This is a genomic window from Pseudomonas sp. SMV71 (genome assembly GCF_052042015.1).
Taxonomy (GTDB): domain Bacteria; phylum Pseudomonadota; class Gammaproteobacteria; order Pseudomonadales; family Pseudomonadaceae; genus Aquipseudomonas.
Genome location: NZ_JBKGGU010000016.1, coordinates 12,745 through 33,918, shown reverse-complemented (window position 1 = coordinate 33,918; position 21,174 = coordinate 12,745). Strand labels below are relative to the sequence as shown.

The 21,174-nt window shown below is 62.3% G+C and carries 17 protein-coding genes; 9 read left to right on the top strand and 8 right to left on the bottom strand.

All coding sequences use genetic code 11. The annotated features are described in order from the left end of the window. Nucleotides 1-4: 4 nt before the first annotated feature. The 5 genes from pilQ to ACLEJQ_RS17575 are packed head-to-tail and all read right to left on the bottom strand — an operon-like array spanning nucleotide 5 to nucleotide 4,866. Entirely contained in the window at nucleotides 5-2,077 is a 2,073-nt protein-coding gene (pilQ, locus tag ACLEJQ_RS17595) for a type IV pilus secretin PilQ (RefSeq protein ID WP_440796903.1), read from the bottom strand. After that, nucleotides 2,074-2,619 carry a pilus assembly protein PilP gene (locus tag ACLEJQ_RS17590; protein ID WP_440796901.1) on the bottom strand — a complete coding sequence of 182 codons (546 nt, stop codon included), beginning with the start codon at nucleotides 2,617-2,619 and terminating at the stop codon, nucleotides 2,074-2,076. Before ACLEJQ_RS17590 ends, pilQ begins: the two co-directional genes overlap by 4 nt. After that, a complete protein-coding gene (gene pilO / locus ACLEJQ_RS17585; RefSeq protein WP_440796899.1) occupies nucleotides 2,616-3,239 on the bottom strand; it encodes a type 4a pilus biogenesis protein PilO in 624 nt (207 codons plus the stop codon). The genes ACLEJQ_RS17590 and pilO overlap by 4 nt, the downstream gene beginning before the upstream one ends. Continuing rightward, nucleotides 3,236-3,802 carry a PilN domain-containing protein gene (locus ACLEJQ_RS17580; protein WP_440796897.1) on the bottom strand — a complete coding sequence of 189 codons (567 nt, stop codon included), beginning with the start codon at nucleotides 3,800-3,802 and terminating at the stop codon, nucleotides 3,236-3,238. Before ACLEJQ_RS17580 ends, pilO begins: the two co-directional genes overlap by 4 nt. After that, on the bottom strand, nucleotides 3,802-4,866 hold the full coding sequence (locus ACLEJQ_RS17575) for a pilus assembly protein PilM (protein ID WP_440796895.1): 1,065 nt from the start codon (nucleotides 4,864-4,866) through the stop codon (nucleotides 3,802-3,804). The genes ACLEJQ_RS17580 and ACLEJQ_RS17575 overlap by 1 nt, the downstream gene beginning before the upstream one ends. Before the next feature lie 207 nt (nucleotides 4,867-5,073). On the opposite strand from ACLEJQ_RS17575, the gene ACLEJQ_RS17570 reads away from it, so the two are divergent. Next, nucleotides 5,074-7,518 carry a penicillin-binding protein 1A gene (locus tag ACLEJQ_RS17570; RefSeq protein WP_440797074.1) on the top strand — a complete coding sequence of 815 codons (2,445 nt, stop codon included), beginning with the start codon at nucleotides 5,074-5,076 and terminating at the stop codon, nucleotides 7,516-7,518. 145 nt (nucleotides 7,519-7,663) lie between these two features. On the opposite strand, the gene ACLEJQ_RS17565 is transcribed toward ACLEJQ_RS17570, so the two are convergent. The 3 genes from ACLEJQ_RS17565 to rpmE form a co-directional block, all read right to left on the bottom strand. Continuing rightward, nucleotides 7,664-8,932 (bottom strand): malic enzyme-like NAD(P)-binding protein, encoded by a 1,269-nt coding sequence (locus ACLEJQ_RS17565; RefSeq protein WP_440796893.1) that lies wholly within the window; start codon nucleotides 8,930-8,932, stop codon nucleotides 7,664-7,666. Nucleotides 8,933-9,103: 171 nt separating this feature from the next. Further along, a complete protein-coding gene (locus tag ACLEJQ_RS17560) occupies nucleotides 9,104-9,904 on the bottom strand; it encodes a thermonuclease family protein (protein WP_440796891.1) in 801 nt (266 codons plus the stop codon). Nucleotides 9,905-9,945: 41 nt separating this feature from the next. Next, a complete protein-coding gene (gene rpmE, locus ACLEJQ_RS17555; RefSeq protein ID WP_440796889.1) occupies nucleotides 9,946-10,167 on the bottom strand; it encodes a 50S ribosomal protein L31 in 222 nt (73 codons plus the stop codon). A 280-nt stretch (nucleotides 10,168-10,447) separates the two neighbouring features. Here rpmE and ACLEJQ_RS17550 point away from each other — a divergent pair, with 280 nt between their 5' ends. The 8 genes from ACLEJQ_RS17550 (at nucleotide 10,448) to phaZ (ending at nucleotide 21,070) form a co-directional block, all read left to right on the top strand. Further along, nucleotides 10,448-12,667 carry a primosomal protein N' gene (locus ACLEJQ_RS17550; RefSeq protein WP_440796887.1) on the top strand — a complete coding sequence of 740 codons (2,220 nt, stop codon included), beginning with the start codon at nucleotides 10,448-10,450 and terminating at the stop codon, nucleotides 12,665-12,667. Between the two features lie 209 nt (nucleotides 12,668-12,876). Beyond that, nucleotides 12,877-14,613 carry an arginine--tRNA ligase gene (argS, locus tag ACLEJQ_RS17545; RefSeq protein WP_440796885.1) on the top strand — a complete coding sequence of 579 codons (1,737 nt, stop codon included), beginning with the start codon at nucleotides 12,877-12,879 and terminating at the stop codon, nucleotides 14,611-14,613. A 1-nt stretch (nucleotide 14,614) separates the two neighbouring features. Beyond that, nucleotides 14,615-15,310 (top strand): SPOR domain-containing protein, encoded by a 696-nt coding sequence (locus ACLEJQ_RS17540; protein WP_440796883.1) that lies wholly within the window; start codon nucleotides 14,615-14,617, stop codon nucleotides 15,308-15,310. A gap of 245 nt (nucleotides 15,311-15,555) precedes the next feature. Further along, on the top strand, nucleotides 15,556-16,086 hold the full coding sequence (gene hslV / locus ACLEJQ_RS17535; protein ID WP_440796881.1) for an ATP-dependent protease subunit HslV: 531 nt from the start codon (nucleotides 15,556-15,558) through the stop codon (nucleotides 16,084-16,086). Nucleotides 16,087-16,136: 50 nt separating this feature from the next. Then, nucleotides 16,137-17,474 (top strand): ATP-dependent protease ATPase subunit HslU, encoded by a 1,338-nt coding sequence (gene hslU / locus ACLEJQ_RS17530; RefSeq protein ID WP_440796879.1) that lies wholly within the window; start codon nucleotides 16,137-16,139, stop codon nucleotides 17,472-17,474. Between the two features lie 194 nt (nucleotides 17,475-17,668). Then, on the top strand, nucleotides 17,669-18,046 hold the full coding sequence (locus ACLEJQ_RS17525; protein WP_440796877.1) for a gamma-butyrobetaine hydroxylase-like domain-containing protein: 378 nt from the start codon (nucleotides 17,669-17,671) through the stop codon (nucleotides 18,044-18,046). A 273-nt stretch (nucleotides 18,047-18,319) separates the two neighbouring features. After that, on the top strand, nucleotides 18,320-19,999 hold the full coding sequence (gene phaC, locus ACLEJQ_RS17520) for a class II poly(R)-hydroxyalkanoic acid synthase (protein ID WP_440796875.1): 1,680 nt from the start codon (nucleotides 18,320-18,322) through the stop codon (nucleotides 19,997-19,999). 213 nt (nucleotides 20,000-20,212) lie between these two features. Beyond that, nucleotides 20,213-21,070, top strand: a complete 858-nt coding sequence (gene phaZ, locus ACLEJQ_RS17515) for a poly(3-hydroxyalkanoate) depolymerase (protein WP_440796873.1) — start codon at nucleotides 20,213-20,215, stop codon at nucleotides 21,068-21,070. Nucleotides 21,071-21,174 lie beyond the last annotated feature (104 nt).

Below are 21,174 nucleotides of genomic sequence, written 5' to 3'. Positions count from 1 at the left end.
AGAATCAACGACTCACAGCAATCGCCTGGTTATTCATGATACGCGGAGTGAGAAACACGAGCAGCTCGGATTTTTTCTCCGAAACCACATCACGCCGGAAAAGGCGGCCAAGATACGGCACATCGCCAAGAAATGGCACCTTATCTACAACCTTGCTCTGAGTATTGGAGAAAACCCCGCCAATCACAATGGTTTCGCCATCATTGACCAGTACCTTGGCGTTGACCTCGTTTTTCTTGATCGGCGGTACATCCTGCACTTTGTTCAGGTAGTCCGGCTCGTCCTTGGTGACCTTGACTTCCATGATGATGCGATTGTCCGGGGTGATCTGCGGGGTGACCTCCAGCGACAGCGAGGCCTCCTTGAATGACACGGATGTCGCGCCGCTGGAACTGGCTTCCTGGTAGGGAATCTCCGTGCCCTTGAGGATTTTTGCAGTCTCCTTGTCGGAGGTCACTACCTTGGGCTGGGAGACAATTTCACCGTTGCCGGTTTTTTCCATGGCCGTCAGCTCCAGGTCCAGCAACACATTGTCGGTAATGAACGCGATACCGATCCCTGAGGTATTGCCCGACGCGCCCATATCGACGAACGGCTGGTTGGTGCTGGTGCTACCCGGCGTGCCGATGGTGGTGGAACTGCCGTTGGTGACCCCGGAAGAATTCCAGTTGCCCTGGTTCTGTATCGAGCCACCCCAGCGGACCCCCAGGCTCTTGTCGTAATCGACGTTGGCCTCGACGATCCGTGCTTCGATCATGACCTGGCGCACCGGGATATCCAACTGGGCCACGATCCGGCGCAACTCATCGAGCCGGTCCTGGGTCTGGTAGGCAATGATGTTGTTGGTTCTTTCGTCCACCGTGATCGTGCCACGCTCGTCGGCTTTCGCCTCGGCACTGGTCACCGACTGGAACAGTTTTGCGATGTCCGCTGCCTTCGCGTAGTTGACCTGCAACAGCTCACGGCGCAGCGGCGCCAGGTCGGCGATCTGCTTCTGCGATTCCAGCTCCTGGCGCTCACGCGCAGCGATTTCGTCGGCCGGCGCCACCAGCAGAACGTTGCCGACCTTGCGCTTGTCCAGCCCCTTGGTCTTGAGCACCAGGTCCAGCGCCTGGTCCCAGGGCACGTTCTGCAAGCGCAGGGTGATGCCGCCCTGCACCGTGTCGCTGGCCACCAGGTTGAGATTGGTGAAGTCGGCAATCAGCTGCAGGACCGAACGCACCTCGATGTCCTGGAAATTGAGGGAGAGTTTCTCGCCACTATAGGCCGCACGGTCGGAATTGCGCTTCTGCAGGTCTTCGACACTCATGGGCCGCACGCTGACCGTAAGCTTGTTGTCGGTCTGGTAGGTCGAGTAATCGAAGGTGCCACTGGGTTCGATGCTGATGGTCGCCCGATCAGTGCCGGCGCTGGCATTGACGAACTGCACCGGTGTGGCGAAGTCCTTGACGTCCAGGCGCACCCGCAACGGTTCGGGCAGTTGAGTCCGGGCGAAGGTGAGAATGATCTTGCCATCATGCTCCTGGATATCCGGGGCAATGGATGGATCCGACAGATCGATCACCACGTTGCCTTCACCCTGGGTCCCACGCTGGAAATCCACGCCCCGGATCGCTTTGCCCACCGGCGCGCCGGCCCTTGCCGGCGCAGCGCTGGCTACCGCAGGGCGTGGCGCCTGGGCGGCGGCCTTGGGTGCGGCACCCTTGCCGACCACGACGAACAGGTTGTTGCCTTCGACCCGCGTGTTGTACGGCGCCAGCTGGGTCAGGCCGATGATCAGCCGGGTGCGATCCCCCGCCTCGACCACGGTAGCGCTACGGGCATTGCCACCGCCCAGGTCATGGCTCCTGCTGGCCAGCTGATTGGTCACTCCCGGCAGATCCAAGGCAATTCGCGCCGGTTGCTCGGTGGTGTAGCCCCGGGGTGTCGGGGGCGGCCCGTCGAAAGCCAGCTTCAGCTCGACACGGTCCCCCGGAAGCGCCGCGACATCCAGCGTTTTCAGGCTGGCAGCATCAGCCATCGGCGATAACAGCGCTATCCATAGCGAAATACCGAAGGCAGAGAAAATCCTGTTCATTGTTGGGGTTCCACTATTGAGTGCTCTTTCAAAGGTATGGTCCGTGGTCGCTCGAGCCAGGCACCATCGCCATCGGGAACGATCTCCACCACATCGACCTGGGTCGCGCTGATCGAGACGATCCGCCCGTCGTTACGCCCCAGATAGTCACCGACCTTGAGTCGATGCACCCCGCCCGCTCCGCGCAGCAGCGCGAAGGAACCGCTGGCGTTGGAGAGCGTACCGACCATTTCAAACTGCTCGATGTTGAAGCCTTCCAGATACTGCTTGATCCGATTGGGATCGGGCCGGACGTTGTGCGAGCCCTTCTGCCGGCCGGCCAGGTCCACCCGGACCTGCCGGGAAAACGGGCTGCGCAGGTTGGCGGCGCTGTAGGTAAAGGTTTCGGCAGGCTTGAAGGTCGGCGTCGGCTCGATCTTGCCCGGCGGGCGCAGGCGCATTTCGTTCATGTAGGCGTCGAGGTCGCTGAAGCCGTTATCGTTGTTGCAACCCGCCAACGCGAGCAGGCCCACCAGCAGGCAGCTGCGGCACACCGGCTTCATGGCTGCGCCTCCTGCTCGTTGTACCGATAGGTCTTGGCCTGGATGCTCATGCGTAGCTTGGTGCCGGCCTCGGGCTCCATGGGCGCGATCTCGAAATCGTGCAGGGTGACGATCCGGGGCAACCCGGCCACCCCGCTGACAAAGGTCGCCAGGTCGTGATAGTCGCCGGTCACGGTGATCTGGATCGGCAATTCGATGTAGAACGGCTGGGTCTCCTCCGGCAGCAGTTTGATCTCCTCGAACTCCAGGCCACTGCCCAGGCCGGTGCGGGTGATGTCCTCCAGCAGGCCTGGCACTTCGGTATCGCTGGGCAACTGCCGCAGCAACACGCCGAAAGAGGCTTCCATCTGTTTCATCTGCTCGGTGTAGCGCTCCAGGTTGGCCGCCATATGGGCCTTGCCCGCAAACTGTGCCTTGAGGGTGTTTTCTTCCTCACGCACCTGCTGCAAATGATCTTCTCGCTCACTCAAGGCAAAGTTGTAGCCCAGCCCCAATACCAGGATCACCAGCAGCAGTCCGGCCAGCCACTTGACCGGTGCGGGCCATGAGCCAATGTTATTGGTGTCCAGGTCACTGAAATCGACCTTGCGCAGCGCGTCCAGCCACTCCCCAGGCTTCATTGCTCGTCCTCCATTTCGGCCGGACGGGTCTGGCGGACCGTCAACTGGAAAACGTTGGCCTGGTCCAGCTGGCCAGCGGTGGTGGCCTTGACCTCCGTCAGGCTGGGGGCGTCGAACAGGTCCGAGGCATCGAGGTTGCGCATCAGGTCCGAAACCCGATTGTTCGACTCTGCGACGCCCTTGATAGAGAGCGTGTGGTCTTCCATTTTCACTTCGGTGAAATACACCCCGTCCGGCAGGGTCCTTACCAACTGGTCGAAAATACGCCCGCTGACCGGCCGGTTGCCTTGCAGGTCCTGGATGATGCGCATGCGTTCCAGCAGTTGCTGACGGCGGGCTTTCAACTCGCTGATCTGCTTGATGCGCTCATCCAGCACCGCGATCTGTTCTGATATGTGGCCGTTGCGCGCCAGTTGATGGTCGATCGCGCTGTTGATGTACTGGAGCGCAATCAGCGTCACGCCCACCGCGCCGACCAGCGCCCCCGCCAACGCCAGCAGGAAACGTTTACGACGCTCTTCACGCAGCTCCTCGCGCCATGGAAGCAGGTTGATCCGTGCCATCAGTCGAAACTCCTGAGGGCCAGACCACAGGCAATCATCAGCGCCGGCGCGTCACTGGCCAGGGCACCGGCGTTGACCTTGCTGCTCAGGGCCATGTTGGTAAACGGATTGGCGACCTGGGTCGGCGTGCCCAGGCGCTGCTCGATCAACCGGTCCAGGCCGGCCACCGAGGCCGTGCCGCCGGCCAACAGAATGTGATCGACCGAACTGTACTGGCCCGAGGCGAAGAAAAATTGCAGGGATCGCGAGACCTGCTGTACCAGCGCCTCGCGAAACGGTTGCAGGACCTCGGCGAGGTAATCGTCCGGCAAGCCGCCCTGTTTCTTTGCCAGCCCGGCCTGCTCGGGCGTCAGGCCATAACGGCGCTGGATTTCCTCGGTAAGCTGGCGACCGCCGAACAACTGCTCGCGGGTGTAGATGATGCGCCCGTTGTGCAGGACACTGAGGGTCGTCATGGTGGCTCCCACGTCGACGACCGCAACGGTCAGCCGCTCCTGGGACGCCGCCAACTGCGTGGCGAGCAGGCCGAAGGCACGCTCCAGCGCATAGGCCTCCACATCGACCACCCGGGCCGTCAGCCCCGCCAGGGCAAGGGCAGCCTCGCGAACCTCGACGTTTTCCTTGCGGCAGGCGGCCAGCAGCACTTCGACCCGCTCGGCGCTGCGTGGCGAAACACCCTGCACTTCGAAATCTATGGCCACTTCATCCAGCGGATAGGGAATGTATTGGTCCGCCTCGATCTTGAGCTGGTTTTCCATTTCATCATCGGACAGCCCGGCATCCATCTCGATGGTCTTGGTGATCACCGCCGAGCCTGCCACGGCCACCGCCACACTGCGTACGGGCGTCCGGGCCTTGACCAGCACGCGCGACAGGGCCTGGCCCACGCCTTCGAGCTCGGCGATGTTCTTCTCGACCACGGCATTGGCCGGCAACGGCTCCACCGCGTAGGACTCGACACGATAGCGGTCACCCTGGCGGCTCAACTCGAGCAGCTTCACCGAGGTTGAACTGATGTCGATCCCCAGAAGCGCATGTGTCTTTTTATTGAAGAGTCGTAGCACTACCAATTCCCTATGACTATCCGTGAGTTACGGACTCTCTAATATGCGTTGCGTTCAATCACGCCGGCCCGACGGACGTCCGGGTGGCGTTTGCATCGAAAAAAAATGCTTATAATGCCCAGCGTTTTTTTTCGCTTTGTTGCAAGCTCGGGTCCTTCCCTGCACCTGGCGCCTTTTTCATTCTTGCCTGGATATCCAAAAGCCTTGATTCGTCTGCTGAAATTTTTCGGATGGTCCATCATCGCCGTTTTCTGCGGACTGCTCCTGGGTCTGAGCGGTGCGTTCCTTTACCTTAGTCCGGGATTGCCATCCGTGGAGGCGCTGAGAAGTATTCAGTTGCAGATTCCTCTGCGGGTCTACAGCAGCGATGACAAATTGATCGCCGAATTTGGCGAAATGCGCCGCACGCCGATCCGTTTCGCCGACATTCCACCCAATTTCATCAATGCGTTACTAAGTGCTGAAGACGACAACTTCGCCAACCACTATGGCGTCGACCCCGGCAGCCTGATGCGCGCCGCCAGTCAATTGGTCAAGAGCGGGCACATCCAGTCCGGCGGCAGCACCATTACCATGCAGGTCGCCAAGAACTTCTTCCTGACCAGTGAGCGCAGCTTCTCGCGCAAGACCACCGAGATCCTGCTGGCCCTGCAAATCGAACGGCAGCTGACCAAGGATGAAATCCTCGAGCTGTACGTGAACAAGATTTATCTGGGCAACCGCGCCTATGGCATCGAGGCGGCGGCGCAGGTGTATTACGGTAAGTCGATCCGCGAGGTGAGCCTGGCCCAGATGGCGATGATCGCCGGCCTGCCCAAGGCACCGTCGCGTTTCAACCCGCTGGCCAACCCGGCCCGCAGCAAGGAGCGTCGCGACTGGATCCTGGGGCGCATGTACAAGCTCGGCAAAATCAGCGAGGCCGACTACACCGCCGCGATCAATGAGCCGTTGAACGCCAGCTATCACGTGCCGACCCCGGAAGTGAACGCGCCGTACATCGCCGAGATGGCCCGCGCCGAGATGGTCGGCCGCTACGGCAGCGACGCCTACACCGAAGGTTTCCGCGTGACCACCACGGTACCGAGCAACCTGCAGGAAATGGCCAACACCGCCCTGCATGAGGGCTTGATGACCTACGACCAGCGCCACGGCTACCGCGGACCTGAATCACGCTTGCCAGGCAAGACCAAAGAAGCCTGGGCCCTGGAGCTGACCAAACAACGCGCTATCAGCGGCCTGGAGCCGGCGATCGTCACGTCGGTGGACAAGGACGGCATCAAGGTGCTGACCCGCAATGGCGAACAGGAAGAGCATGTGGGTTGGGAAACCATGAAGTGGGCCCGTCCGTTCCTCAATACCAACAGCATGGGCGCCGTTCCCCGGCAGCCATCGGATGTCGCCCAGGTCGGCGATCTGGTCCGTATCCAACGCCAGACCGATAACACTCTCAAATTCAGCCAGATCCCGGCCGCCCAGGGTGCGCTGGTGTCCCTCGATCCGCAGGACGGTGCGATCCGCTCGCTGGTGGGCGGTTTCGCCTTCGAGCAGAGCAACTACAACCGAGCGCTGCAGGCCAAGCGCCAGCCGGGTTCGAGCTTCAAGCCGTTCGTCTACAGCGCGGCCCTGGATAACGGCTATACCGCTGCCAGCCTGGTGAACGATGCGCCGATCGTGTTTGTCGATGAATACCTGGACAAGGTCTGGCGGCCGAAGAACGACACCAACACATTCCTCGGCCCGATCCGCCTGCGCGAAGCGCTGTACAAGTCGCGCAACCTGGTATCGATCCGTCTGCTGCAAGCGCTGGGCGTGGACCGCACCATCGATTACATCAGCAAGTTCGGCTTCAACAAGCAGGACCTGCCGCGCAACCTGTCCCTGGCCCTGGGCACCGCGACCCTGACCCCGATGGAAATCGCCACGGGCTGGAGCACCTTCGCCAACGGTGGGTACAAGATCACCCCATACATCATCGACAAGATCGAAAGCCGCAACGGCGACACTCTGTTCGTCGCCAACCCACCGCGAGTACCGACCGGCGAGCAGGCCAGCGACGGCGTCGCTGCACCGGCCACCGAGACGTTCACGGTCAATGCCACGCCAGGCGAAGCCACGACGGCGCCGGCAGTGCCGCAAGCACCGGCAATTGCCGAGCGTATCGTCGACGGTCGCACCACCTACATTCTCAACAGCATGTTGCAGGACGTGATCAAGCTCGGCACCGGTCGCCGCGCCCTGGCCCTGGGCCGTACCGACCTGGCGGGCAAGACAGGCACCACCAACGAATCCAAGGACGCCTGGTTCTCCGGCTACAATGCCGACTACGTGACCACCGTCTGGACCGGCTTCGACCAGCCCGAGAGCCTGGGTCGTCGTGAGTTCGGCGGCACCGTCGCGCTGCCGATCTGGATGAGCTACATGGGCGCCGCCCTCAAGGACAAGCCGCCGCACACCCAGCCGGAGCCGGAAGGCATCCTCAGCCTGCGTGTCGACCCGGTCAGCGGCCGCGCCGCCGCCCCAGGTACCCCTGGCGCGTACTTCGAACTGTTCAAGAGCGAAGACACACCACCGTCGGTCAACGAACTGGGTAACGGCGTCGCCCCAGGCAGCCCGCTGCCGGCGGATGAAGCGGCGCCGATTGATTTGTTCTAGGGGAGCAGCGACGAGCTTCAAGCGACAAGCTTCAAGTGAAGAGCCAGAGCAGTACGCACCGCTTCTAACTTGCAGCTTGAAGCTTGCCGCTCGAAGCCCAAAAAAAAACCTGGCCTCGGCCAGGTTTTTTTATGGGCGACTGCTGTTAACCGTTGAACACGTCATCCACGCTCTTGAGCGGGTAGTTCTTCGGATAGGGCAGGGTCGCCACGCCGGTCTCGATCGCAGCCTTGGCCACGGCGTCGGAGATCAGGGTGATCAGGCGGGCGTCCATTGGCTTCGGAATGATGTACTCACGACCGAATTCCAGCTTGATGCCGCCGTAGGCATCGCAAACTTCCTGAGGCACCGGCAGCTTGGCCAGTTCGCGCAGGGCATTGGCGGCCGCGACTTTCATTTCTTCGTTGATGCGCTTGGCGCGAACGTCCAGGGCACCGCGGAAGATGAACGGGAAGCCCAGTACGTTGTTGACCTGGTTCGGGTAGTCCGAACGGCCGGTGGCCATGATCACGTCGCTGCGGGTGGCGTGAGCCAGTTCCGGGGAAATTTCCGGATCCGGGTTCGAGCAGGCGAACACGATCGGGTTCGGCGCCATGCGCAGCAGGTTTTCCGGGCTCAGCAGGTTCGGGCCCGACAGGCCGACGAATACGTCGGCACCGTCCAGTGCGTCGGCCAGGGTGCGCTTTTCAGTCGCGTGGGCGAAGACCGCCTTGTACTGGTTCAGGTCGCTACGGCCGGAGTGGATCACGCCGGTACGGTCGATCATGAAGATGTTTTCGATCTTGGCGCCCATGCTCACCAGCAACTTCATGCAGGAGATGGCCGCAGCGCCGGCGCCCAGGCAGACGATCTTGGCCTCCGGCAGGGTTTTGCCAGCGATTTCCAGGGCGTTGATCATGCCGGCCGCGGTGACGATCGCGGTGCCGTGCTGGTCATCGTGGAACACTGGAATGTCGCACTGCTCGATCAGTGCGCGCTCGATCTCGAAGCACTCGGGCGCCTTGATGTCTTCCAGGTTGATGCCGCCGAAGGTGATGGAGATGCGCTTGACGGTGTCGATGAAGGCTTGCGGGCTTTCGGAGTCGACCTCGATGTCGAACACGTCGATACCGGCGAAGCGCTTGAACAGCACGCCCTTGCCTTCCATGACCGGCTTGGACGCCAGTGGGCCGAGATCACCCAGGCCGAGAATCGCGGTGCCATCGGAAATGACTGCAACCAGGTTGCCCTTGCCGGTGTATTTGTAAGCCAATTCAGGGTCGCGAGCGATTTCGCGTACTGGTTCGGCTACGCCGGGGCTGTAGGCCAGCGACAGGTCGCGGGCAGTAGCGGTGGCCTTGGTGAGCTCGACACTCAGCTTTCCTGGACGAGGATTAGCGTGATATTCGAGAGCGGCAGTTTTCAGATCAGACATGTGGGCATTCCGCTTTTTACTGTGTTGGACAGACGGACCGCCGAGGATACGCGCCTCGTAAAGTCCCTACAAGACTGACCAGTCACCCCTGTCAAGCGCCCTGCCCTACGACTTTGGGCCAAGAGCCACGGAATATAAGGGCTTGATGCATACAATCGAATAAAAAAATGTCTACAATTTTTCAGCTGATGCCATGTTCAACATGGCCGGATCGGTCAGCGGCAGCAACCAGCGGGCCTGCCCGGATTCCAGCCCGCCTCGTCGGGAACGATCCTGCACCCAGCCGCGAGCCTCGACTTGCCGGCCTTCGAGTGCCTCAAGCGCACGCGCGTCGAAGCGCTCCAGCAGATTGGGTGCAACGCGCAATACAACCGAGCCCTGCAGCTCGATCCAAACGCCACCCCGATTGCGCTGGACCTTGCTCACCCGACCGGTAAGCACGGCGAACCCGGAAGCACCGATCTGCTCCGCCTTCAGCACCGGGGAACGTCGCCACAGCCCCAGACCGGCCTGACGAGCAGTACGCTCGGCGGCGCGCTGGCAATCCACCAGGTCGACATTCGGCGCGACCGCCACCAGGAAACCCAGCCCATCGGCAAGCATCTGCGCTTCGAGATTAGCGCCGTCGGCGCCGTAGACGTGGGCCAGGATGCGACCGTAGCGGTCCTTGCTTTCCTTGCCCGGCAACAGCGTCACGCGCCCGTTGCTGGCGTCCACCAGCGCCTGCAGACGCTCGCGCGCAGCCACGGCGAACGGCTCGTCGGAACGTCCCCGCTTGCCCAGTTCGGGCGTGTTCAAGCCAATAAGACGCACGTTGCGCCCATCAGCCAGGCGCAGGGTATCGCCATCGACCACCCGCTGCACGGCGACCGGGGTCAGGCCAGCGGGCGCCGGGCAAAAGGCCTGCGCCTGGACCTGAGACAGCCAAATCGCGGACACAAAAAAGGCGCCCGCAAGGGACGCCTTTTTCATCAGTCTGGAGCCGTGCAAAGCAGCATCCAAAATGATCAGCCTCAGGCTTTCTTGGCAGCGCCGAAAGCACCGAAACGATCGGCGAACTTCTGAACGCGACCGCCGGTATCCAGAGTCTTTTGCTTACCGGTGTAGAACGGGTGGCATTCGTTGCAAACGTCGATCGCCAGGGCCTTGCCGTAGGTCGAACGGGTTTCGAACTTGTTGCCGCAGCTGCAGGTTACGGCAACTACTGGGTATTCCGGATGGATATCGGTTTTCATGGTGTTTCCTCAGGCTAGCGTGCCGCCACCCAACACGATTGTTGAATACCGCACGTAATTAGGCCGCGGATTCTACCAGACATCGCCGATCACGCAAGCTATGCCTTGTACCAACCGTCTGCTAGGCTCCCCGGCGAACACACATCCCTGTGGGAGCGAGCTTGCTCGCGATCGCGGTGGATCAGCAGCATGAATGTTGACTGACACGCTGCCATCGCGAGCAAGCTCGCTCCCACATGTGCACGACCCTCTAACTGTTGACGTATCGAGATCCCCCCGCGTGCCCGACGCCATCCTGCGCCTCGCCTTGCCTTCGCCCCTGCGCCGTCTGTTCGACTACCGCGCCCCGGCCGGGATCCCGCGTGCGCGATTACAGCCGGGCATGCGCCTGCGGGTGCCGTTCGGCCGGCGGGAGATGATCGGGATCCTGGTGGAAGTCACCGACCACAGCGAAGTGCCGGCCGACAAACTCAAACCGGCCCTGGCCCTGCTCGACGACGCGCCGCCGTTGCCTGCCTCGCTGTTCAAGCTGTGCCTGTGGACCGCCCAGTACTACCAGCACAGCCTCGGTGACACCCTGAGCTGGGCATTGCCGGTGCTGTTGCGCCAGGGCGAACCGGCCGAAGCACGACAGGAGCGCTTCTGGTCCGTGGCACCGGGCGCTTCGCTGGACGACCCGCGCATCGCCCGCGCGCCCCGCCAGCGCGAGGCCCTGGCGACCCTGGCGCAGCATCCCCACGGCGTGGCGCATCAACTGCTGAGCAAACTGATGCTCAGCAAAGACAGCCTCGACCTGCTGTTGGCCAAGGACCTGGTCCAGGTGGAGGTTCGCCGGCATGCCCCCGATGCCCGCCATGAACATTGGCTGGCCCAACCGGAACTGCCGCTCAATGCCGAACAGCGAGCGGCCTGCGAAGCGATTCGCGCCGGCTTCGACAGCTACCATGCGTTCCTGCTGGCCGGCGTCACCGGCAGTGGCAAGACCGAAGTCTATCTGCAACTGATCCGCCAGACCCTGGAAGCCGGCAAACAGGCGCTGGTGCTGATTCCGGAAATCAACCTCGGGCCACAGACCCTGGCGCGTTTCGAACAGCGCTTCAATGCGCGGATCGCCCTTATCCACTCGGCGGTCAACGACCGCGAACGCCTGGAAGCCTGGCTCGCGGCCCGGGACGGTGAGGCCGACATCATCATCGGCACCCGTTCAGCCCTGTTCACACCGATGAAGCATCCAGGCCTGATCATCATCGATGAGGAACATGACGGCTCCTATAAACAGCAGGAGGGCCTGCGCTACCACGCCCGCGACCTGGCCCTGGTCCGCGCCCGTCAGGAAAACATTCCCATCGTGCTCGGCTCGGCGACCCCGTCCCTGGAAAGCCTGCACAACGCCTACACCGGGCGCTACGGGTTGCTGCGCCTGAACGAGCGGGCCGGTGGCGCCCAGCAACCGCGCTTCCTGCGCCTGGATGTAAAAAGTCGTCCGCTGGACAGCGGCATTTCCGGGCCCATGCAGCAAGCCATCGGCCAGACCCTTGCCGCCGGGCAACAGGTATTGGTGTTTCTCAATCGCCGGGGCTTCGCGCCGACACTGCTGTGTCATGACTGCGGCTGGATGTCCGGCTGCGAGCGCTGCGATGCACGAATGACCGTACACCAGCGCCATGGCGAACTGCGCTGCCACCATTGCGGACACTGCGAGCGGGTGCCGAGGCACTGTCCGCAGTGCGGCAGAGTCGACCTGCGCCCGGTCGGAGCCGGCACCGAGCGCGCCGAAGAACGGCTGGGCATTCTGTTTCCTGATTACCCGGTGCTGCGGGTGGATCGCGACAGCACTTCGCGCAAGGACGCGATGAGTCAACTGTTTGCGACGATCCAGAAAGGCCAGCCGTGCATCCTGGTGGGCACGCAGATGCTCGCCAAGGGGCACCATTTCCCGCGTGTGACGCTGGTGGCGATCCTCGACGCCGACGGAGGGCTGTTCTCCGGCGACTTCCGCGCCAGCGAGCGCATGGCGCAGTTGATCGTCCAGGTGGCCGGTCGGGCCGGACGCGCCGAAGAGCCGGGCAAAGTGATTATCCAGACCCACCTGGCGGACCATCCGTTGCTGGTCCAACTGACCGAACAAGGCTACTTCGCCTTCGCCGAACAGGCCTTGAGCGAACGGCGCAGCGCCGGGCTGCCGCCCTTTGCCCACCTGGCGCTGCTACGAGCCGAAGCCCACAAGCCAGGACAGGCCGAAGGGTTCCTCGATGAGGCCTGCAGTGAGGCCGAGCGCCTGCTGGCAGAGCAGAACCTGAGCGGGATCGAACTCTTGGGCCCGGTGCCGGCTCCGATGGAACGGAGGGCGGGGCGCTATCGGGCACAGCTGTTATTACAGGCCAATGCCCGGGCGCCCTTGCATAGACTGTTGAGTGCCTGGCTGCTGGTGCTGGAGCAAATGCCCAGCGGGCGGGCGGTGCGCTGGTCGCTGGATGTGGATCCAGTGGATTTGTATTGATCGCAAGATTGCTTCGCGAGCAGGCTCGCTCCCACAGGGGATCGCGTTCCCATGTGGGAGCGAGCCTGCTCGCGATAGGGCTCGAATAGTCACCACACAGTTCCAACCGACCCGCTACAGTTGGCAAGCCCGCCTTCGCCACGGATAATGCCCAGTTTTTCCACCAGCGCCTCGAAGCGCCGCCGCGCCTGCGGTTGAACGAGAAGACCATGAAAGACACCATTCGCCAGCTCATCCAGCAAGCCATCACCCAACTCGTCGCTGAAGGTGTGTTGCCAGAAGGCCTGTCGCCGGCGATTCAGGTCGAAAACACCCGCGACAAGACCCACGGCGATTTCGCCAGCAACATCGCCATGATGCTGGCCAAGCCGGCCGGCATGAAACCGCGCGACTTGGCCGAGAAAATCATTGCCGCATTGCCGGCCGATGAGAACGTCAGCAAGGCTGATATTGCCGGCCCCGGCTTCATCAATTTTTTCCAGAACACCCAGGCCCTGGCCTCGCGCCTGGACGCGGCCCTGGCCGACGCGCGCCTTGGCGTGCGCAAGGCCGGCCCGCTGCAACGCACCGTGGTCGACCTCTCGGCACCCAACCTCGCCAAGGAAATGCACGTCGGCCACTTGCGTTCGACCATCATCGGCGACGGCGTGGCGCGGGTCCTGGAGTTCCTCGGCGACACGGTTATCCGCCAGAACCACGTCGGTGACTGGGGCACCCAGTTCGGCATGCTGATGGCGTACTTGCAGGAAAACCCGATCACCAGCGACGAGCTATCGGACCTGGAGAACTTCTACCGCGCCGCCAAGCAACGCTTCGACGAGTCCCCCGAGTTCGCCGACCGCGCCCGTGGCCTGGTGGTCAAGCTCCAGGCCGGTGATGCCGATTGCCTGGCGCTGTGGACCAAGTTCAAGGACATCTCGCTGTCCCATTGTCAGAAAATCTACGAGTTGCTGAACGTCAAGCTGACCATGGCCGACGTGATGGGCGAAAGCGCCTATAACGACGATCTGATCAACGTGGTCAACGACCTCAAGGCCAAGGGCATGCTGGTGGAGAGCAACGGCGCCCAATGCGTGTTCCTTGAGCAGTTCAAGACCGCCGAAGGCGAGCCGCTGCCGGTGATCATCGTCAAGGCCGACGGCGGCTACCTGTATGCCACCACCGACCTGGCAGCCGTGCGCTACCGCAATGGCGTGCTCAAGGCCGATCGCGTGCTGTATTTCGTCGACCAGCGCCAGGCCCTGCACTTCCAGCAGGTATTCGAAGTGGCGCGTCAGGCCGGTTTCGTTACCCATCCGATGGAGATGGAACACATGGGCTTCGGCACCATGAACGGCGCCGACGGTCGGCCCTTCAAGACCCGCGATGGCGGCACGGTGAAGCTGATCGACCTGCTGACCGAAGCCCAGGACCGCGCCTACACCCTGGTCAAGGGCAAGAACCCGGACCTGGCCGAAGACGAACTGCGCCAGATCGCCAAGGTGGTGGGGATCGACGCGGTGAAATACGCCGACCTGTCCAAGCACCGCACCAGCGACTACAGCTTCAACTTCGACCTGATGCTCAATTTCGAAGGCAATACCGCGCCGTACCTGTTGTACGCCTACACCCGTGTCGCGGGAGTGTTCCGCAAGCTGGGCAAAAGCTTCAGCGAAGTGGACGGCCGGATCGTGCTTGAAGCCGCCCATGAGCAGGAACTGGCGGCCAGACTGGCGCAGTTCGGCGAGGTGCTGAACAACGTGGCCGACAAGGGCACGCCGCACACCCTGTGCGCCTACCTGTACGATGTGGCCGGCCTGTTCTCCAGCTTCTACGAGAACTGCCCGATCCTCAACGCCGATACCCCCGAGCAAATGCAGAGCCGCCTGCGCCTCGCCGCGCTGACCGGGCGTACGCTCAAGCAAGGCCTGGAATTGCTGGGCCTGGAAACCCTGGAGCGCATGTAAGTTGGCCGCCAAGAAAAAACCTGCACCCAAACGCGGCGCCAGTCGTTACCAGCCTCCAGCCAAGAAGCCGATCCCGGGTTGGTTGTGGATGGCCATCGGCCTGAGCGTCGGCGCGTTCATTGTGTTCCTGATGAAGCTGGAGCCGGGCCAGGGCGATGACGTCAAGCGCGTCAAGCAAGAGCAGCAGAAAGCGACGCGCATCGCCGAGGCCAACAAAACCCCGCCGAGCCCGACGCAACCGGTGAAGCCGAAGTATGACTTCTACACCTTGCTGCCGGAGTCGGAGGTCATCGTGCCACCTGACGCCGTGCCGGAGAAAACCCTGCCGACACCACAGGTGCCAACCACCCCGGTGACCCCGGCCGAAGCCGCGAAGATCGACACTGCCCGCGCCCAGGCGGCGCTGGCCGGCATCACGCCACCGCCGGCCCCGCCCGTGCAAAAGGCCGCGCCGGTGACCAAGTTCTTCCTGCAAGCCGGCTCGTTCCGCAAGGAAGCCGACGCGGACAAGGTCCGGGCGCAGATCATCCTGCTGGGCCAGTCGGTGTCGGTGGAGTCCGGGACCGTGAAAGACGAAACCTGGTACCGCGTGCTGGTCGGCCCGTTCAGCAATCGCGAAGAACTGACCAAGGCCCAGAAACAACTGGCTGGCAGCGGGTTCAGCAACCTGTTGTTACAACAACGCCAGAGCCGCTGATACTCACCCGGTTTCGTGGCGGACGCTTTTGTGGCGAGGGAGCTTGCTCCCGCTGGAGTGCGCAGCACTCCCAAGCTTTGGGGCTGCTTCGCAGCCCAGCGGGAGCAAGCTCCCTCGCCACAGGTTCGCGGAACAGCCACATACACCGCCCGTCCCCTCCTCCACCCCGCAGTTGAAAAAAACCACGTCACCCCCATATGAGTTCCATCCGGGCATTTTCGCCCCGCTGCGTGGAGACTCTCCCCTTGACCACCATCGTTTCAGTCCGCCGTCATGGCAAAGTCGTCATGGGCGGCGACGGCCAGGTTTCACTGGGCAACACCGTGATGAAAGGCAACGCGAAGAAAGTCCGCCGCCTCTATCACGGCCAGGTCATCGCCGGCTTCGCCGGGGCCACCGCCGATGCCTTCACCCTGTTCGAACGTTTCGAAGGCCAGCTTGAAAAGCACCAGGGCCACCTGATCCGTGCCGCCGTGGAACTGGCCAAGGAATGGCGCACCGACCGCTCCCTGAGCCGCCTCGAAGCCATGCTCGCGGTCGCTAACAAGGATGCGTCGCTGATCATCACCGGCAACGGTGACGTGGTCGAACCCGAGGACGGCCTGATCGCCATGGGTTCCGGCGGTGCCTACGCCCAGGCTGCGGCCAGCGCCCTGCTGAAAAAGACTGACCTGTCGGCCCGGGAGATTGTCGAGACTGCCCTGGGCATTGCCGGCGACATCTGCGTCTTCACCAACCACACCCAGACCATTGAGGAGCAGGACCTCGCGCAATAAGCCCAGGCTCAGCGCCACGGCTCATCGCTGCTTGAGGACCGCCAATTATTATGTCCATGACTCCCCGCGAAATCGTCCACGAACTCAATCGCCATATCATCGGCCAGGACGATGCCAAGCGCGCCGTCGCCATCGCCCTGCGTAACCGCTGGCGTCGGATGCAGCTGCCTGAAGAGCTGCGCGTCGAAGTGACCCCCAAGAACATCCTGATGATCGGCCCGACCGGTGTCGGTAAAACCGAAATTGCCCGGCGCCTGGCCAAGCTCGCCAATGCACCGTTCATCAAGGTCGAAGCCACCAAGTTCACCGAAGTCGGCTATGTCGGCCGCGACGTCGAGTCGATCATCCGTGACCTGGCCGATGCCGCCATCAAGCTGTTGCGCGAGCAGGAGATCACCAAGGTCCGCCATCGCGCCGAAGACGCCGCCGAAGAGCGCATCCTCGATGCCTTGCTGCCACCGGCGCGCATGGGCTTCAACGCTGACTCCGCCGCAACCCAGGATTCCAATACCCGTCAGCTGTTCCGCAAGCGCCTGCGTGAAGGCCAGCTGGACGACAAGGAAATCGAGATCGAAGTGGCCGAGATGGCCGGTGTCGACATTTCCGCGCCGCCGGGCATGGAAGAGATGACCAACCAGTTGCAGAACCTGTTCGCCAACATGGGCAAGGGCAAGAAGAAAAGCCGCAAGCTCAAGGTCAAGGAAGCGCTGAAACTGGTGCGCGATGAAGAAGCCAGTCGCCTGGTCAACGAGGAAGAACTGAAGGCCAAGGCCCTCGAAGCGGTCGAGCAGCACGGCATCGTGTTCATTGACGAAATCGACAAGGTTGCCAAGCGCGGCAACGTCGGCGGCGCCGATGTGTCCCGCGAAGGCGTGCAACGCGACCTGTTGCCGTTGATCGAAGGTTGCACGGTCAACACCAAGCTGGGCATGGTCAAGACCGACCACATCCTGTTCATCGCGTCCGGCGCGTTCCACCTGAGCAAGCCGAGCGACCTGGTGCCAGAGCTGCAAGGCCGCCTGCCGATCCGTGTCGAACTCAAGGCGCTGTCGCCGGAAGACTTCGAACGCATCCTCAGCGAGCCCCATGCGTCCCTGACCGAACAGTATTGCGCACTGCTCAAGACCGAAGGCCTGAACATCGAGTTCACGCCAGAAGGCATCCAGCGCTTGGCGCAGATCGCCTGGCAGGTCAACGAAAAGACCGAAAACATCGGTGCCCGGCGCCTGCACACACTGCTCGAACGCCTGCTGGAGGAAGTCTCGTTCAGCGCCGGCGACCTGGCGAGCAAGCACGACGAAGCGCCAATCCTCATCGATGCCGAGTACGTCAACAGTCACTTGGGTGAATTGGCGCAGAACGAAGATCTGTCGCGGTATATCCTCTGACCCGCACGCTGTGTGAGCGAGCTCCTGTGGCGAGGGAGCTTGCTCCCGCTGGGGCGCGAAGCGGCCCCAGAAAATGACGGGACCGCGCAAGTCTCAAGTCTTATTGGGGTGGCTGCGCCACCCAGCGGGAGCAAGCTCCCTCGCCACAGGGTATTGTGGGCAAATATCAGGTTCCACGAGACGGACACTCTGCCATGACCAAACTCCCCACCGCCATCAACCTGCACAAAGCCTCCAAGACCCTGACGCTCAAATACGCGCCGGATGAGGAGTACCACCTGAGCGCCGAATTCCTGCGGGTGCATTCGCCTTCCGCCGAGGTCCAGGGGCACGGCAAGCCCATCCTGCAATACGGCAAGCTGAATGTCGGCCTGACGAAAATCGAACCGGCCGGCCAGTACGCACTGAAACTGACCTTCGACGACGGCCATGACAGCGGACTGTTCACCTGGGACTATCTCTATCAGCTGGCGGTGCGTCAGCAAGACCTGTGGAACGATTATCTTGGCGAGCTCAAGACCGCCGGTAAAACCCGCGACCCGGATCAGTCCGTGGTCAAGCTGATGCTCTAGCCCAAGGGCTGGCGCTTTAGGGCGAATTTTCTAGACTCATCTGCTTGAATGCCTGCGCGACAGCGTCAATGACTGGCCTGCTTGCGAAAAAAATTAAACTCGGGTAACCAATGGAGCTGGCAAGTTCCCTGCACAGGAATTGGGGAGTTCCTTGCAAAGGTTTCCTCATTGATCACGATGCGGAATGAATGGTCACCCGAGCAGCGTACCCGGTATCGGCTGTGTGGCTTGACGGCATGGTCCGTGTACTCGTCTGACAATGGAGCGTCGTAGATGAGCAACAAGAACAACGATGACCTGAAGTACCAGGCCTCGGAAAATACCCTGGGGCTCAATCCCGTGGTGGGCCTGCGCAGGAAAGACCTGCTGGCCTCGGCCCGAATGGTGCTGGCCCAGACCATCAGGCAACCGCTGCACAGCGTCAAGCACGTGACCCATTTCGGCGCCGAGCTGAGGAAAGTCCTGTTCGGCAAATCCGAGCTGCAACCTGCCAGCGATGATCGGCGCTTCACCGACCCGGCGTGGAGCCAGAACCCACTCTACAAACGGTACCTGCAAACCTACCTGGCGTGGCGCAAGGAGCTGCACGACTGGATCGATGACAGCAGCCTGTCGCCCCAGGACATCAGCCGCGGGCATTTCGTGATCAACCTGATGACCGAAGCCATGGCTCCGACGAACTCGGCGGCCAACCCGGCGGCGGTCAAGCGTTTCTTCGAAACCGGTGGCAAGAGCCTGCTCGATGGCCTGTCGCACCTGGCCAAGGACCTGGTGCACAACGGCGGGATGCCGAGCCAGGTGAACATGGGTGCATTCGAAGTCGGCAAGAGCCTGGGCGTGACCGAAGGCGCGGTGGTGTTCCGCAATGACGTGCTGGAGCTGATCCAGTACCGCCCGATCACCGAGCAGGTGCATGAGCGGCCATTGCTGGTGGTGCCGCCGCAGATCAACAAGTTCTATGTTTTCGACCTCAGCCCCGACAAGAGCCTGGCGCGCTTCTGCCTGCGCAGCAACGTGCAGACTTTCATCATCTCCTGGCGCAACCCCACCAAGGAACAGCGCGAGTGGGGACTGTCGACCTACATCGAGGCGCTCAAGGAAGCGGTGGACGTGGTCACGGCCATTACCGGCAGCAAAGATGTGAACATGCTGGGCGCCTGCTCCGGCGGCATTACCTGCACGGCGCTGCTCGGCCATTACGCCGCCCTCGGCGAGAAAAAGGTCAACGCCCTGACCCTGCTGGTGAGCGTGCTCGACACCACCCTGGACACCGACGTTGCCTTGTTCGTCGACGAGCAGACCCTGGAAACGGCCAAGCGCCATTCCTACCAGGCCGGCGTGCTCGAAGGTCGCGACATGGCCAAGGTCTTCGCCTGGATGCGCCCCAACGACCTGATCTGGAATTATTGGGTCAACAATTACCTGCTGGGCAACGAACCGCCGGTGTTCGACATCCTTTTCTGGAACAACGATACAACCCGGCTGCCGGCGGCGTTCCATGGCGATCTCATCGAAATGTTCAAGACCAACCCGTTGACCCGGCCCAATGCCCTGGAAGTGTGCGGCACGCCGATCGACCTTAAGCAGGTCACCGCCGACATCTTTGCCCTGGCCGGCACCAACGATCACATCACGCCGTGGAAGTCCTGCTACAAGTCGGCGCAATTGTTCGGCGGCAAGGTCGATTTCGTGCTGTCGAGCAGCGGGCATATCCAGAGCATCCTCAACCCGCCGGGCAACCCCAAGTCACGCTACATGACTGGCGAAGACATGCCGGCCAAGCCCGAGGACTGGCAGGAAAACTCCACCAAGCACACCGACTCCTGGTGGCTGCACTGGCAGGCCTGGCTCGCCGAACGCTCGGGCAAGCTGAAAAAAGCCCCGGCCGTGCTGGGCAACAAGACCTATGTGGCGGGCGAGGCGGCGCCGGGGACTTATGTGCATGAGCGCTAGGCAGTACAGCTCGTCTGCCGGGCTGTGGGCTTGCTCACGAATGCACTCAGGCAGCCGACACGCTGTTAACCCCTGTGGGAGCGAGCCTGCTCGCGATGGCGGCGTGTCAGCCAGCGCTGATGTTGAATGTGGCGCCCTCATCGCGAGCAGGCTCGCTCCCACAAGGGATTGGGGAAAATGAAAGACAGCGATCAAAACCACAGGGCTTGAAGCATGCCGCAACCGTACATCTTCCGTACCGTCGATCTGGATGGCCAGACCTTGCGCACCGCGGTACGCCCCGGCAAGCCTCACTTGACGCCCCTGCTGATTTTCAACGGTATCGGCGCCAACCTCGAGCTGGTGTTTCCGTTTATCCAGGCGCTGGATCCAGACCTGGAAGTCATCGCCTTCGATGTGCCCGGCGTCGGCGGCTCATCGACGCCCAGCCGTCCGTATCGCTTTCCGGGCCTGGCAAAACTGGCTGCACGGATGCTCGATTACCTCGACTACGGACAGGTCAACGTGATTGGCGTGTCCTGGGGCGGAGCCCTGGCCCAGCAATTCGCCCATGACTACCCCGAGCGCTGCAAGAAACTAGTGCTGGCCGCCACCGCTGCCGGAGCGGTGATGGTGCCGGGCAAACCGAAAGTGCTGTGGATGATGGCCAGCCCCCGGCGCTACGTTCAGCCGTCCCACGTGCTGCGCATCGCACCGCTGATCTACGGCGGCTCGTTCCGTCGCGACCCGGGCCTTGCGGCCAGTCACGCGGCCAGGGTGCGTTCGGCGGGCAAGCTCGGTTATTACTGGCAGTTGTTCGCCGGCCTGGGCTGGACCAGCATCCACTGGCTGCACAAGATCCACCAGCCGACCCTGGTGCTGGCCGGTGACGACGACCCGTTGATTCCGCTGGTCAACATGCGCCTGCTGGCCTGGCGCATCCCCAATGCCCAGTTGCACATCATCGACGACGGCCACCTGTTCCTGATCACCCGGGCCGAAGCCGTCGCGCCGATCATCATGAAATTTCTCGAGGAAGAACGTCAGCGCGCCGTGATGCATCCGCATCCTTCGCCGTTGAGTGGCGGCTGAAACCGCCCATTAGCGCCTGGCAGGACGCCGGGATCGCGCAGCTACCCGAAACAGCGACTATGTTGTCTGGCTCGGTGTGTTGGTTTTTAGCTTGATGAAAGGAG